The sequence below is a fragment of the Burkholderia sp. NFPP32 genome (assembly GCF_900119325.1).
GTDB classification, from domain to species: Bacteria; Pseudomonadota; Gammaproteobacteria; order Burkholderiales; family Burkholderiaceae; genus Burkholderia; species Burkholderia pyrrocinia_C.
In genome coordinates this window covers 98,231-112,809 of the sequence record NZ_FPJP01000008.1, presented here as the reverse complement: position 1 = coordinate 112,809, position 14,579 = coordinate 98,231, and the positions used below count along the sequence as shown (strand labels likewise).

Here is a 14,579-nt window from a genome sequence, read left to right as displayed (position 1 = left end):
CGCCGCGTCAGTGCAGCCACCCGGCCGCCCAGCGCGGCACCAGCGACACCAGATACAACCCGAGCCCGATCAACCCGCCGACCAGCGTGCCGTTGATGCGAATGTACTGCAGATCCTTGCCGATGTTCAGCTCGATCTGCCGAGACATCTCGCGCGCATCCCAGTTGCGCACCGTGTCGCGAATGTGACGCATCAGGAAATCGGCGAAATCCGGCGCCATCTCGTGCACGGCCTTCTCGATATGCTCGTTCAGCGACGCGCGCAGTGCCGGGCTCTCGGCGAGCCGTGCGCCGAGCCAGCCGCCGAGCGTCGCGGCCTGCCGGTGCAGCGTCGAATCGGGGTGTGCGAGATCGGCCTTCAGCCATGCGCGCAACTGGTCCCACAAGTCGCGCGCATACTCGTTGAACGCATCGCCGTCGCGGATATAGCGCTTGATCTCCTCGCCCTTTTCGATGAACGCGGGATCGTGCTTCAGCCGCTCGGTCAGCCGCGCGACCGTCCGGTCGAAGCGCTGCCGCAACTCGTGCTCGGGGTCCGCCGCCACGCCTTCGAGCACGCGGCTCACCGCGCTCGCGAGCATCCGCGCGCCGTTTTCGCCGAACCACTGCGTCGGCATGATCTTCTCGACCTTCGGGTACTGCGTCTTCAGCCATTCGACGATGAAGCCCGCGATCACCTCGCGGTTCTCCTCCTTGTCGAGCACGTCGACCACCTGTTCGATCGCATCGTCGAGCAGCGCCTGGTGGCGGCCATCCTTCGTCAGCGTATCGAGGATCACGCCGGCCGATTGCGACAGGTCGACCCGGTCGATCACCGCGCGAAACGCGTCGTGGACGAACGACTGGATCCGCGCGTCGTCGGTCATGTCGAGTGCGAAGCTCATCAGTTTCGTCACATAACCGCCGAGCGCGTCGGTGTTCGCGGGCTCGCCGAGCCACGCGCCGAGTTTCTGCGCGGGATCGTGCTGGCGGATCTGCGCGGCAAGCGCATCGGGGCCGAGGAACTTCTCGCGCACGAACACCGCGAGGTTGTCGGCGATCTTGTCCTTGTTCTTCGGGATGATCTCGGTGTGGCGCGACACGAACGGGATCGGCACGCGGCGGAACAGCGCGACGACCGCAAACCAGTCGGCGAGCGCGCCGACCATCGCAGCCTCGGCCACGGCCTTGACGCCGTCCACCCACGGGCCGCGCGGCAGCAGGATCGTCGTGACGAACACCGCAACCGCGGCCAGCAGCAGCCACAGCGCGCGGCGCTTGCTTCGTTTCAGTTCGAGGGCTTTGTCTGGCGGCATGGAGGACGGTCGGCTCGGCGATGCCGCTAATATCCCCGATTTCGCGTCAACCGACAAACGCGCGGGCCGAGCCGGCCCGCGCGCCCAGCCGTTACAGGAACGTCTTCAGGTTCACCGCCGGATCGGCGAGTTTCACCGGATCGGGCACCGCCCCCGCCGCGATCAGCCGGCGCGATGCGCCGATGTCGCGCCCCAGGTTCGCCGCGGCCACCGCGACGATCCTGCCGTCGTCGCCCAGCCCGAACACCGTGAACGGCCCGCTCGCCGGATCGCCGCGCACGACGGTCGTGCGTTCGCTGCCGAACAGCCCGAGCATCTGCAGATTGCAGTCGTACTGATCGGACCATAACCACGGCAGCTCGGCATAGGTCTCGTCGGCACCGAGCAGGTTCGCGGCCGCGACGGCCGGCTGGTTTTCGGCGACCTGCCACGATTCGATCCGCACGTGACGCCCGAGCAGCGGATTGAAGTGCATCGTCACCTCGCCCGTCGCGAAAATCGCGGGATCGGCGGTGCGGCAGCCCGCGTCGACGCGTATCCCGTTGTCGACATCAAGCCCGGCCGCCTGTGCAAGTTCGACATTGGGTACGACACCGATGCCGACCACGACGATATCGGCCTGCACGTCGCCGCGATCGGTCTCGACGATCGCACCGCCGGACGGCGCACGACGAATCGCACGCGGCAGCGTCGCCATCTGGAACACGACGCCGCGCGCGTCGTGCAACTGACGCGCATACGCACCGACGACTTCCGGCAACGCACGCTGCAGCAATCGGGGAGCCGGATCGATCACCGTCACGTCGCACCCGAGCTGGCGCGCCGCGGCCGCGACCTCAAGGCCGATGAACCCGCCGCCGAGCACCGCGACGCGGCGGCCCGGCGCAAGCTTCGCGCGCAACGCACGCGCATCGTCAACGGTGCGGACGTAATGCGGCGCGACGTCTGCGTCGATCGCGCCGCCGAACGTGCGTACCCGCGAGCCCGTCGCGAGCACGAGCCGCGCGTACGGCAGCGTCGTGCCGTCGTCGAGCCGCACGCGCTGCGCGTCGCGCTCGATCGCATCGACGCGCGTGCCGAGCCGCAGCTCGATACGCTGCGTGTCGTACCACGCAGCATCGCGCACGAACGCGCGCTGCTCGCCGCCGTCGCTCATCAGCGCATCCTTCGACAGCGCGGGCCGGTCGTACGGCAGCTCGCGCTCCGCGCCGATCATCACGATGCGCGCGGCGGCATCGCGTTCGCGCAGCGCTTCGGCCGTGCGCCGGGCCGCGTGGCCCGCGCCGACGATCACGAACGGATCAGCCGACATTGACTTCCACCTGCCCGTCGACGATCCGGAGCGGATAGGTCCGCACCGGCTCCGTGATCGGCGCGCATTTCGGCGCACCGGTGCGGATGTCGATCAGCCCCTGGTGCAGCGGGCATTCGACGCAACCGTCCTCCACATAACCTTCGGACAGCCGCGCATGGCCGTGCGTGCAGAGGTCGTGCATCGCGAACAGTTCGTCGCCGATCCGGAACACGGCGATCGGCTTCTGGCCGGCGACACGCGCTACCGGCTCGTCTTCGGAGAATTCGTCGAAAGCGCCGAGCGGATGCCACTCGGCGAGCGTTGCTTCGGTCATGTCGGTTCCTTGCTTCGTCAGATCGGGGTTGCGAGCAGCGTCTGCACGCGCGACGTGTCGTAAATCACGCGCTTGGTCTTGTAGCGCAGCCCGTCGGGTGTGCGCACGACCGTGTCGTAGTACTTGCCGGCCTGGTACACGTTCGACTCGCCGTTGCTGCGCGTCTGCACGACGACGTAGTTGCTCTCGGTGTCGATCTCGCCGTCGCGTTCGGCGACGATCGTCAGGCCCGACGTCATGTGCCGGTACGTGTGCTCTTCAAAGATGTTCGCGTGCCGCAGCGACACCACGCGGTCGCGCAGCATCCGCTGGTTCGTGCAGTGGACGATCCCGACCGGCAGCCCGAGATCCGCGTTCTCCTTCGGCACGATTTCGTATGTGCAGTCCTCGGTGAACATTTCCGGCCAGTGTTCGAGCCGGTCGTTGTCGAGGTGCCCGATGTAGCGGTTCTGGAGCATGTAAATCTCGAACCACGTCTTCATGTCTTCCGTCATTTCTCGCTCCCGCTTCAATAGCCCATCAGCTTCTGGTAGCCGACCCAGAACTTGCGGATCAGGCTTTCGGTGATCACCGTGTCCTGCTGGTCCGGATTGCCGCGCGACATCTCGATCACCGACGTCGCATCGCCATCGCGCACCGTGCCGCGCTGCACGAGCTCGGTCGCCTCCGTATCCTCCATCGAGATATAGCCGGCCGGCCCGACGAGGTTCGCCTGCTTGATGCGCAGCGCGCGCAGCTCGGGCGTATCGTCCGCATAGCCGAAGAAATGGAAGATCAGCTCGAAGTTGTCGGGGCCCTTCGGCAGGATCTGTCGCGCGACCAGCGTGTTGTGGATCTGCTGGATCACGAGCTGCGGGAAGATCGGCTGGATATGGTTCGTGCAGTCCTCGTCGTATTCCGATACGAGATCGAGGATCGATTCGTCTTCGAGGTGGAAGCCCTCGTCGAACGAACGGATGTTCTGCTGCTTGTACGCGGCCGACGTGTCGTCGTTCGTCTTCGTCACCGTGATGATGCTGTGCAGCCCGTGGTTCGCGTCCGGAATCGAACGCGCCTTCATCCCGACGCGGAAGATGTTGAAGGTCGTATGGAACAGGTGCAGCATGCTCGCGTGATACGGGTCCTTCACGTTCTCCATGTACAGCTTCCAGTTCGACTTCGAATACTGGCGCGTGCAGCCGAGATACTCGATCGGCTTGTGGAAGATCCGGTCGATCCACGGGCGCATCTGCTCGCCGAGGTAGTCGGGCAGCGGCATCACGTCATCGCTGAAGGTCGCGAACACCAGCCCGCGATAGCTGTCGACGCGCAGCTTGCGCAGCCCGTGCTGCTTCGGATCGAAATCCGCCGGCATCCCGGTCATCCCCTTCTGACCGCGCCGGAACGGCACGCCGAGCAGGTTGCCCGTGTTGTCGAAGCTCCACTGGTGATACACGCACGTGTGCGAGGTCGCATTGCCGCGCGACTTGCGGCACACCTGCGCGCCGCGGTGCGCGCAGCGGTTCACCCATGCGGCGAGCGTGCCGTCCTCGGCGCGCGTGACGACCACCGGCGTGTCGCCGACGAACGTGCTCTTGAAGTCGCCGGCGTTCGGGATTTCCGCTTCCAGCGCGACGAAGTTCCACGTCGGCCCGCGGAAGATGCGTTCCTGCTCGCGGTCGTAGACGGCACGCGAGCTGAACACCTTGTACGGCACGCGCGAGCCGTCGTCGTGCGGAAAGCTCACGTCGGATGCGTCGTCGCGCGCGGCGAACACGACGGGCGATTCTGTCTGCTCCATGTCGGACTCCTGGTCGTTCCGTTTCATTAATAAGATGGAGCCCATTTTTGAAAAGCTAATATTCGCCGTCTATCCGGAAAGTGCGATTGCGGCGATGCAATATCCACTTTCGGCGGATTTCTGAGCTAGCATGGCGGCACACACGATGCGGCACTTGATCGAGACCCATTCGTCGGATCGAAGCGCGCCGTCCACAATCAGGCTGATGCCCATGTCCCCAACGTCGTTCGAGCCGCTCGCGCTGCGCGCGCACCGGCTGTTCGAATCCCGCGATCTCGACGAGACGCGCGAGCGGATCTCGCGCGTGATGCAGCCGCACGCGCTGCTGCCGAACGGCCGCGTGCACGGCGCGTCGCACATGGATTTCGTCAAGCTCGGCGGGCTCGGGATCGGCACGATCGCGTTCGGCGACGCGATGCGCGTGCAGGTGGACGCGGTCGACGGCTATTACCTGCTGATGTTCTGCCTGTCCGGCCAGGCCGAGGTGCGCGCGATGGGGCGGCAGCTCGGCGTCGACGGCCAGACCGGCGTACTGTGCGCGCCCGGCGAGCGCTTCGACGCGGTGCTGTCCGCCGATTGCGAGCAGTTCGTGCTGCGCATCGACGCGGCGACCGTCGGCTCGCTGACCGGCGACCCGCGCGCAATGCTCGACCCCGTGCTGCACATCAGCGACGCCGCGCTCGCCGCGTGGCGCCAGCAACTGATGCTCGTCGCGCGTTCGCCCGAACTGCTCGAACGCGCGAACGCGAGCCCGCGCGTCGCGTCGCAGCTCGAGCACCTGCTGATCGACCTGCTGATCGAAGGCCACCCGCCGTCCGTGCTGCACGCGTCGCACCGCGATCCGGCGCCGGGCTTCGTGCGGCGCGTGCAGGACTTCGTGAACGCGCATTACGCGCAGCCGCTGCAGCTCGCCGATATCGTCCGCGCCGCCAACGTGCCGGAACGGACGCTGCGCGACGCGTTCCTGCAGTTCCGCGGGATGAGCCCGATGCAATACCTGCGCGCGACGCGGCTCGGCCATGCGCGCGAGCTGCTGCGCGGTGCGGCGTCCGGCCGGCGGATTGCCGATGTCGCGCTCGATTGCGGGTTTACCCACCTCGGGCGGTTCGCGATCGCGTACCGGGAGAAGTTCGGAGAATCGCCGTCGGAGACGCTCGACGGGAAACGGTGACGACGTATCCGCCGCCGCACCCGGCAGCTTGCAACCGGCAACGGCTTCACGCGGGACGGCGCGGCACCGCGATGCCCTCTCCGCATTTGCCTGCGCACGCCGAAACAGACCGTTAGTTACGGTTTATAAAACCAGCGACGACCGTTACCCCGCCGGCGCGAACATCTCCCGCGCGATCGCGCAGAACGCGGCCGTCGCCGCGCTTTCGCCGTGCAGCCGGCGGCTCATGATGATCGGCGACGTCGCCGCCGGCTCCGGCAGCCGCCGGTAGACGACACCTCTCACGCGCACACCTTCCACGCTCTCCGGCACCAGCGACACGCCGACCTGCGCGGCGACGAGCCCGAGCGCCGTCTGCAATTCGCGCACCTCATGGACGGCCGCCGGCACCAGCCCGCCGTCGCGCAATGCGGACAACTGCTGATCGGCGAAGCTCGGGCGCGGCGTGCTCGGATAGACGATCAGCGTCTCGTTCGCGATATCCGCGAGCGCGAGCGGCCGGTCGGGGTCGGCAAGCGGATGCCCGACCGGCAGCGCCGCGATCAGCTTTTCCTCGATCAGCGCCTCGCGTACGAGTTGGTCGTCGTCGAAACGCAGTCGGCCGAACCCCACGTCGATCCGCCCGCCCTTCAGCGCGCCGAGCTGCTCCAGCGTGAACATTTCGATCAGCGACAGTTCGACGTCCGGCTGCGCCTCGCGAAACGCGCGGATCACGTCCGGCAGTGCGCCGTACAGCGTCGACGGAACGAAGCCGATCACGATCCGCTCAGACAGTTGCGCAAGCCGCCGCGTCAACGGCCCGAGCTCGTCGGCCTGGTCGACGAGGCGCTTCGCCTGCGTATAGAACACGCGCCCGGCGTCTGTCAGCTTCAGCGGCCGCGCGCCGCGTTCGAACAACGGTAATCCGATCTCGTCCTCGATCGCCTGAAGCTGGCGGCTCAGCGGCGGCTGCGTCATGTGCAGCCGCTCGGCAGCCCGCGTGATGTTCATTTCCTCGGCGACGGCGATGAAGTAGCGGAGCTGGCGCAATTCCATTTCATGCCTCAAAGGTATGGAAGTAGTCGGAAAGAGTGTTGGACGACGCGGGGCGGGAATTCCTACCATGTGCACCAACAGGAGGAATCGCATGATAGCAACTGCCGCCACCATCGAACGCATCGAGACGCTGCTCGTCGACGTGCCGACGATCCGGCCCCACAAATTGTCGGTCGCCACGATGAATTGCCAGACCCTCGTATTGGTCCGAGTTCGATGCACGGACGGTATCGAAGGCGTCGGCGAGGCGACAACCATCGGCGGCCTCGCGTACGGCGAGGAGAGCCCCGAAAGCATCAAGGTCAACATCGACACCTACTTCGCGCCGCTGCTGCAGGGCATGGACGCGACGCGCCCGGGCGCCGCGATGGCACGGGCGCGCAAGCTGTTCCAGGGCAACCGCTTCGCGAAGTGCGCGATCGAAACCGCGCTGTTCGACGCGCAGGCGCGGCGTCTCGGCGTGCCGCTGTCCGAACTGTTCGGCGGCCGCAGGACCGATGCGGTGGACGTCGCATGGACGCTCGCGAGCGGCGACACGCAGCGCGACATCGCGGAAGCCGAAGCAATGCTCGAAGCGCGCCGCCATCGTGCATTCAAGCTGAAGATCGGCTCGAACGCGGTCGATGACGACGTCGCGCACGTGGTCGCGATCAAGCGCGCGCTCGGCGAACGCGGCGACGTGCGGGTCGACGTGAACCAGGCGTGGAGCGAAACCGACGCGATCCGGGCCGGCGCACGGTTCGCGGAAGCCGGCGTGAGCCTGGTCGAGCAGCCGATCGCCGCGACCAACCGCGCGGGGCTGAAACGCCTCACGCAGCTCGCGCAGGTTCCGATCATGGCCGACGAGGCGCTGCATGGCCCCGTCGATGCGTTCGCGCTCGCGCAGGATCGCGCGGCCGACGTGTTCGCGGTGAAGATCGCGCAATCGGGCGGCCTGCAGGGCGCGGCGAGCGTCGCGTCGATCGCGGCGGCCGCCGGCATCGAACTGTACGGCGGCACGATGCTCGAGGGCGCGGCCGGCACGATGGCGTCCGCGCAATTGTTCAGCACGTTCGACTCGCTGAAATGGGGCACCGAGCTGTTCGGCCCGCTGCTGCTCACCGAGGAAATCCTCGTCGAGCCGCTGCGCTACCAGGATTTCAAGCTGCACCTGCCGGCGACGCCCGGCCTCGGCATCACCTTCGACTGGGCCCGCATCGAACGGATGCGACGCGACGCCCGCTGATCCCCACACGACAACCGAAACCGGAGACACAGATGAACAAGCAAGCCATCGACGCCCTGCTGAAGACCTTCGACGACGCCGCCGAGAAGCCCGGCAACCCGCGCGTGCGCGCGATCGTCAACCGGATCGTGAAGGATATCTGCTACACGATCGAGGACTTCGACGTGCAGCCGAGCGAGTTCTGGACGGCCCTCAACTACCTGAACGAAGCCGGCCGCGAATTCGGGCTGATCGCCGCGGGCCTCGGCCTCGAGCGCTTCCTCGACGTGCGGATGGACGAGGCCGAGGAAAAGGCCGGCATCCAGGGCGGCACGCCACGCACGATCGAAGGGCCGCTGTATGTCGCCGGTGCGCCGGAATCGGTCGGCCATGCGCGCCTCGACGACGGCACCGACCCGGGCCAGACGCTCATCATGCGCGGCCAGGTGCTCGGCAACGATGGCGCGCCGATCGCGAACGCACTGGTCGAGGTATGGCACGCGAACCATCTCGGCAACTATTCGTACTTCGATCAATCTCAGCCCGCATTCAACCTGCGCCGCTCGATCCGCACCGATGCCGAAGGCCGCTACAGCTTCCGCAGCGTGCTGCCGGTCGGCTACAGCGTGCCGCCGGGCAGCAAGACCGAGCAGCTGCTTGACCAGCTCGGCCGCCACGGCCATCGCCCGGCGCACATTCACTTCTTCGTTTCGGCGGACGGTTATCGTAAGCTGACGACGCAGATCAACATCGAAGGCGATCCGCACATCTGGGACGACTTCGCATTCGCGACCCGCGAAGGGCTGATCCCGAAGATCAAGCAGGCCGAAGGCGCGGAAGGCAAGCCGTACGGTGTCGACGGGCAGTTCGCGCTGATCGACTTCGATTTCTCGCTGCTCAAGGAAAAGCCCGACGTGCCGGCGAGCGAAGTCGAGCGGGCACGCGCGCAGGCCTGAGCGGCCTTCCCGTTCGACGAATCGATAACGCAAGGAGTGCAGGATGCTGTTTCATGTGGAAATGACGGTCCGTCTGCCGGCGGACATGGATCCGGTCAAGGCGGCGACGCTGAAGGCGGAAGAAAAGGCGATGTGCCAGCGGCTGATGAACGAAGGGATCTGGCGGCATCTGTGGCGGATCGCGGGGCGGTACGCGAACGTCAGTATTTTCGATGTCGAGAGCGTGCAGCAACTGCATGATCTGCTCAGCCAGTTGCCGCTGTTTCCGTATATGGAGATGGAAGTGCGGGCGCTGTGCCGGCATCCGTCTTCGGTTCGGGAAGACGATCGGTAAACGAGCGTGAAGGATGTCGGCGACGGCATCCTTCACTAATTCGTTCCGCTCCTTGCTTGCCGCGCAGATTCAGCTCAATGTGAAGAGCGCCGGCGGCTATCGGCTGGCCCCGTACTCCCCGGAATCGCGACCGCCCGCCAATGCGGTCATCGACAATTCGAGCTTGAGCGGCTTGTCGGCGTCGAGCTTCTTCTGCTCGACGATGCGTTTCCAACCATCCCTGTTTCCCGGAGCGCGATAGAACGCGACGACTGCAACGTATCGCGTATCGGCCTTCATCGGCTGAGACAGGCTTGCCGATGCCCCGGGGCTCACGACCGTCGACATATCTGCCTGCAAATCCTGGGCGAGCACCGTCCGGTCGTGCTTCAACAGATCGTCATACGATGCTGTATCGAACATCTTGCGGTCCTTCAGTTGGTAGACGCGAACGGCCACCGATGTAGGCCGCCCCGCGTCGTCCGGGTTCAGTGCGGCGCGCGCAGACAGATCGACGTCAAGCACCTTCACCTGCTTGAAAAATACGGCGCGATACGCATTCGATGACGCGTCCGACACGGACTGCCAGGCACCGCAACCTGACAGCAGCAATACGGCGGCAGCGGTAACCGCACTCATTCGATGGAACATGGAACCTCCAAAATCAGATCGTGTGCGGCACGAGGTGCGGGTTGGGTTGCGGTACGGGAAACGCCTCGTACACGCCAAGCGCGATGCGAATCACGCGTTCATCGACTGACGGCAGCACCGTCGTCCAGCCGAGACGCGGCGCCGGGTCGGCACGTTCGACGCCGACGGTCGGGTGCGGAACGAACCGCGACGACACTTCCATCCGCAAATGCACATCGGCCTTGACGCCGACATACAGCTGGATGAATGCCATCACCTCCCGATGCAGCCGCGCACCGGGCAACAGGTCCTGAGCCTGCCGCTCGTCGACCGGCCGCAATGTCACGCGCACCGCTCGGCTGCGATACGTGAGGCGCCTGCCGAGCACGTAGCCGCCGCCGAGCCCGCTGCGCTTCCCTTCCGCCAGCACGTCCGCATCCGGCTTTGCCGACGTCAACGGCGTCGGTCGCCCGGTACTCGTCGTCACCGCCCAGAACTCGTCGACGCGAACATCGACCCCGGGCGCCGCGAGCGCCACCACCCCGGCCAGCCCTTCCGATGTACGCGTGCGCTGAATCAGCAAACCTAGCAACGCAAGCATCCGGGAATTCGGCAAGCCCGCCCGCAACGGCTTGTCGCCCCATCCGAATCCCGCCAGACACAACAGGCTCTGCGAATAATCGTCGACACCGCCGGCCCGAAAACGCTCCGGATAGCGATACTTCTTCCATGCGCGATACAGCAGTGTCGCCGCGCGGTGATTGAACGGATCGAGAAATGCCTCGACCGCCTCGTGCCCCTCTTCCCGCAGCACGATCTCGTCGATCATGTGCGACGGCACGGCCGCATCGACACCATAAAGGCCCATGAAGGTCGTGCGTACGGTCGGCGGTGCATCGAGGTGCTCGTCGTCGAATTCGACAGCGGCCACCTCGCCCGCCGGAAATCCCAACCGGGGACGCGGCCGAAATCGCACCGGCTCATGTTCCGGCGTATCGCACATGCCGAACCCGGGGCGTTCGGGCGCACATGCCTCCAGCAGACGACAGAACTGCATGAAAGTCATCTTCGGCGCCCGCCGGAACAGCGTCCCGGCAACCGTCGGCGGCCCCTTCGACGCGGCAGCTTCGGCCGCCATCCGATCGATCGAAGCCGTCATAGCGGTGCCCGCTGTGCCTTGCTGCGCGGCCATTCCGTCCGGGATCGGGACGGCAGGCTGACGATCGCCAGCTTCGTGAACAGATTGATCTCCGCATACGCGCCGAAGAACCGGTGCAGCAACTCGCCGAACAGCATCACGTCGCCTTCGCCGGAGAACGCATGCGAATCGAGCGTGACCTCGATCAGCACGCCGCGCTCGACCGCGCCGCCCGACACCTCCTCGATCATTTGCTGCGATACATGCAGGATGCCGGCGAGCCGCCGCCGGTTCAGTTCTTCGTTCGTCCAGTCGTACAGCGCCAATGCGCCGCGCAACACTTCCGCGTTCATCATCGACAGGAAATTCGGCGCGAGATGCGACAGCACGCGCCACTGGAAGCGATCTTCCGTCGGCGGATACAGCGGCAATGTCGGCGACACGAGATTGCACACGCACGCGACGTTCGGCGTGCTGGCCGCCAACTCGTCGAGGCTCGCCTCACGCAGCCCCTTGCGCGGCAGCAACCCGTTCGTGCCCGTCACGCGCAGCGACAGACTTTCCTCCGGCAGCGTATCCATCGTTTCCCACGCGTGGCCGCCGAGAATCACCCACATTTCGTGCAGCCCCGATACGCCGGAACGCACATGTGTATGGAAATAGCGTTCCGGCGCCTCGTGCCGCAGCATGCCGCCGCGGTGCCGGAACGTCGCGAACGGCACGTATTCGTATCGCTCGGCCGTGTCGTGGTCGAACGTCGCGATCGCATCGACCGAATACGTTTCGACGTGCTCGCCTTGATGACCGGCCGGCACGACGCGATATTCTGTTTCGTGATGGTTGATTTCGATCGGCTCGGCATCCAGTTCGAACAGGTTGATCACCGGCGAACAGAACAGTCGCACGTTATCCGCGCTGAACCGCTGATCCGGCGGATAGACCTCCTTCAGAACGATCTCCAGTTCGAAGCGGGTCGATTTTTCGGGCAACTTCGTGATCTCCAGTCCGCACAGATCGACGAACAGAAATTTTTCGCGGAACGTGAAGTATTCGAGCAGCAGCTGATATCCGGAAAACGCCGCATCGGCTTTGGGCCACAGCCGCTCTTCCGTCGAAAATCCCGCCGGCTCGATCGTGACGCCCGGAAGCGGCACGGATTCGCCATCACGTATTTCCGGAACGCGCCAGTGAATCGAGTCGACCTGGCGCGTCAACGCGAGATGCATCGCGAATGCGGTCGGCAGATCGGCGTTCAAATGCAGCCGCAGCCGCGACAGATCCGTCTCCTTGCGCAGCGCCGATCCTTGCAACGCGAAGCCGAGGCGGATCACCGAGCGGCCGTCGTGACGCACGGCGGGCCCGGCATGCGTGATCGAGACCGGCTGCAGTGCAACGGCCTGCGTCGTCCGATACAGACATTGCACCGTCCGCGGCGCCACGCGTTCCGCGCCGCTCGGAGAAGGCACGTTGATCGGCGCGGAACGCACCGGCACGCCGGCCGGCACGACTACCGTTTTCTGCAGTTTCTCCGCGAACGGCGTCAGTTCGACGATCGACAGCGAAGGGATCATCCGCAGATAGTGCGGCCACAACAGGCTGACAAGCCCCTCGGTGAGTTCGGGCAATTCGTCGTCGAGCTTTTGTCGAAGCCTGCCGGTCAGGAACGCAAACCCTTCGAACAGACGTTCGACGTACGGATCGCGATCGCCGACGCGATCGAGATTGAGCAGGCGCGCACGGTCGGGATGCGCCTTCGCGAATTCCTTGCCGGATTCGCGCAAATAGCGCATTTCCGCTTCGTAGTAGCGCAGGATGGGATCGTTGTTGTCCATGGGAATCCGTTACGACAGGGTCAATGCGCGGGCGGGATCGAGTATGGTCAGCTCGGCCTGCAGTTCGGCGACGCGCCGCGCGAGTACCGGCTTGTCGGCATCCTTCCGGTTGATCATCGCCTTCAGCGCCTTCACCAGTTGCTGCTTGACATCGAACGTCAGCGCCGGCTCCCAGCGCATCAGCGGCAGCGACCGGGCGGACGCATCGAGTTCGGCCAGCAGCGCGAGCGATGTATCGAGCCGGCCGGCATGGTCGGCCAGACGGGCCATCACGAGCCGCTGCAAGTAGCGATGGCGATCGGTCTTCATGCCAGGAATCGTTTCGAGCCATGCGAAGGCCGTCTCGATGCCTTCGCGTGCGGCCAGTTCACGGGCCTGGGTTTCGATCTCCGGCCAGTCGCCGGCGGCATCGCTTTCGCTATCGGCGGAGACGGGCAACGACGCAACCGTCTCGCCCGCCTCCAGATCGCGGACGACCGCGTGCCGGGCAATCCATTCGAGCGTCGTGTCGTCGGCGAACGGCGTGCCGTCGCTGAATGACAGTCGTTCGATGCCCGGCAGTCGCTCGAGAAACAGCGCAAAGTCGGCGCGCAGCAATTCACGCCACGCGCTGTACGGCGTGCCGACGTGATCGAGCGCGACGTGCTGGAAGTACTGCAGGTCGAACCACAGGTGATTCACGCCTTCCATGAACGCACCTTCGACCCGCTCGAGCAATTCGTGCCAATGCTTCTGCAGCACGAGACGCTTCATCTGCTGGCGCAACTCGGCACGTGGGGGCGCCAGACGCGTGTGCGACGCGGCATCCGACGGCGGCACGTCGTGCAACGTGTCCCAGCGAACACTGCGCACGAGGCGCACCGACGGCAAGTAGCCGTTTTCCTGATCTCGAAGCCATGCCGACATCGAACGTGCCTGATCGAGCAGGTCGCGCGTCGACGCGATCGATCCGGTCGACGCGGAAACCGAAGCGATCTTTTGCGGCGGGACCACGCCAGGATTCACACCCCGAGCTGGTTCCTCCGTGCGCTCGAAACGGGTAACCAGCGGCTGCAAATTCGGCCGCGCGGCTTCCGGCCAGTTTCCCGTTTGTTCGACGAGCACGTCGAGCGCAGCGAGCGCACGCTCGAGATCAGTCGGCACGAAGTCGCCACGGCTGTCCAGCGTCTCGATCATGCGCGAAGTCGCCAGCATTTCCAGCGCCGCCCGCTTCGCCTCGGCCCGCTCGGGCAGCACAGCCTCGCCGAACCGGTCGACGAGCGAAGCAGCCAGTTCGAGTCCGTCGGCAAAACCGGCCGGACCGTCCTGCCGCAACCTCGCAAACGTGTAGTAGCCGACCAGACGCAGATCCTTCCCGGTTTCCTTGAGCAATTGCTCGCAGGTGCGGACGATCAGTCCGTCGTCGATTCCCGACAGCTTGTTTGCTTCGTCCTTCAATTCGAAGAACGCATCCTCGTAGCCGGGATCGCGGCCGCACGCGTGTTCGCCCGGTATCGGGGCCAGCCATGCCGCCCAGGTGGTCTGTCGGGATGCCTGCAGCAAATCGACGCGAGGACCGCCGACGAGTGTCTTTACGAAATTGGCAAGCGTCATGGCAG

At 65.5% G+C, this 14,579-nt stretch carries 15 protein-coding genes; 4 read left to right on the top strand and 11 right to left on the bottom strand.

Translation table 11 applies throughout. The annotated features are described in order from the left end of the window. Positions 1-7: 7 nt before the first annotated feature. The 6 genes from BT264_RS17640 to BT264_RS39600 form a co-directional block, all read right to left on the bottom strand. Positions 8-1,294 (bottom strand): DUF445 domain-containing protein, encoded by a 1,287-nt coding sequence (locus BT264_RS17640; protein ID WP_072439283.1) that lies wholly within the window; start codon positions 1,292-1,294, stop codon positions 8-10. 91 nt (positions 1,295-1,385) lie between these two features. Continuing rightward, on the bottom strand, positions 1,386-2,606 hold the full coding sequence (gene andAa, locus BT264_RS17635; RefSeq protein ID WP_072439282.1) for an anthranilate 1,2-dioxygenase system ferredoxin--NAD(+) reductase: 1,221 nt from the start codon (positions 2,604-2,606) through the stop codon (positions 1,386-1,388). Then, the gene (gene andAb, locus BT264_RS17630) at positions 2,596-2,922 is read right to left on the bottom strand and encodes an anthranilate 1,2-dioxygenase ferredoxin subunit AndAb (protein WP_072439281.1); all 327 of its coding nucleotides are present in this window, start codon (positions 2,920-2,922) and stop codon (positions 2,596-2,598) included. The genes andAa and andAb overlap by 11 nt, the downstream gene beginning before the upstream one ends. 17 nt (positions 2,923-2,939) lie before the next feature. Next, positions 2,940-3,416 carry an anthranilate 1,2-dioxygenase small subunit AndAd gene (gene andAd, locus BT264_RS17625; RefSeq protein WP_014900133.1) on the bottom strand — a complete coding sequence of 159 codons (477 nt, stop codon included), beginning with the start codon at positions 3,414-3,416 and terminating at the stop codon, positions 2,940-2,942. A gap of 14 nt (positions 3,417-3,430) precedes the next feature. After that, positions 3,431-4,702: an anthranilate 1,2-dioxygenase large subunit AndAc gene (andAc, locus tag BT264_RS17620; protein WP_034185205.1), complete on the bottom strand. Its 1,272-nt coding sequence runs from the start codon at positions 4,700-4,702 to the stop codon at positions 3,431-3,433. Positions 4,703-4,771: 69 nt separating this feature from the next. Further along, positions 4,772-4,915 (bottom strand): hypothetical protein, encoded by a 144-nt coding sequence (locus BT264_RS39600; RefSeq protein ID WP_175958602.1) that lies wholly within the window; start codon positions 4,913-4,915, stop codon positions 4,772-4,774. On the opposite strand from BT264_RS39600, the gene andR reads away from it, so the two are divergent. Next, a complete protein-coding gene (gene andR / locus BT264_RS17615; RefSeq protein ID WP_072439497.1) occupies positions 4,914-5,873 on the top strand; it encodes an anthranilate 1,2-dioxygenase regulatory protein AndR in 960 nt (319 codons plus the stop codon). The two genes, BT264_RS39600 and andR, sit on opposite strands and share 2 nt — an antisense overlap. A gap of 144 nt (positions 5,874-6,017) precedes the next feature. Here andR and BT264_RS17610 read toward each other — a convergent pair whose 3' ends face one another. Continuing rightward, positions 6,018-6,908, bottom strand: a complete 891-nt coding sequence (locus tag BT264_RS17610; protein WP_072439279.1) for a LysR family transcriptional regulator — start codon at positions 6,906-6,908, stop codon at positions 6,018-6,020. A gap of 91 nt (positions 6,909-6,999) precedes the next feature. On the opposite strand from BT264_RS17610, the gene BT264_RS17605 reads away from it, so the two are divergent. From BT264_RS17605 to catC, 3 genes are read left to right on the top strand one after another with little or no spacing between them, the layout of a single operon-like run. After that, complete coding sequence (locus BT264_RS17605; RefSeq protein ID WP_072439277.1) at positions 7,000-8,133, top strand: muconate/chloromuconate family cycloisomerase; 1,134 nt, start codon at positions 7,000-7,002, stop codon at positions 8,131-8,133. 32 nt (positions 8,134-8,165) lie between these two features. Then, positions 8,166-9,068: a catechol 1,2-dioxygenase gene (gene catA / locus BT264_RS17600; RefSeq protein WP_072439275.1), complete on the top strand. Its 903-nt coding sequence runs from the start codon at positions 8,166-8,168 to the stop codon at positions 9,066-9,068. Positions 9,069-9,111: 43 nt separating this feature from the next. Beyond that, positions 9,112-9,402 (top strand): muconolactone Delta-isomerase, encoded by a 291-nt coding sequence (gene catC / locus BT264_RS17595; protein ID WP_072439273.1) that lies wholly within the window; start codon positions 9,112-9,114, stop codon positions 9,400-9,402. Between the two features lie 96 nt (positions 9,403-9,498). Here the strand turns inward: catC and tssJ are convergent, their stop codons facing one another. The 4 genes from tssJ to tssA are packed head-to-tail and all read right to left on the bottom strand — an operon-like array spanning position 9,499 to position 14,574. After that, positions 9,499-10,032 (bottom strand): type VI secretion system lipoprotein TssJ, encoded by a 534-nt coding sequence (gene tssJ / locus BT264_RS17590; protein WP_072439271.1) that lies wholly within the window; start codon positions 10,030-10,032, stop codon positions 9,499-9,501. Positions 10,033-10,045: 13 nt separating this feature from the next. Then, positions 10,046-11,149, bottom strand: a complete 1,104-nt coding sequence (gene tssG / locus BT264_RS17585) for a type VI secretion system baseplate subunit TssG (RefSeq protein WP_072439495.1) — start codon at positions 11,147-11,149, stop codon at positions 10,046-10,048. Between the two features lie 17 nt (positions 11,150-11,166). Further along, positions 11,167-12,981 (bottom strand): type VI secretion system baseplate subunit TssF, encoded by a 1,815-nt coding sequence (gene tssF, locus BT264_RS17580; RefSeq protein WP_072439269.1) that lies wholly within the window; start codon positions 12,979-12,981, stop codon positions 11,167-11,169. Between the two features lie 9 nt (positions 12,982-12,990). Continuing rightward, a complete protein-coding gene (tssA, locus tag BT264_RS17575; RefSeq protein ID WP_072439267.1) occupies positions 12,991-14,574 on the bottom strand; it encodes a type VI secretion system protein TssA in 1,584 nt (527 codons plus the stop codon). Positions 14,575-14,579 lie beyond the last annotated feature (5 nt).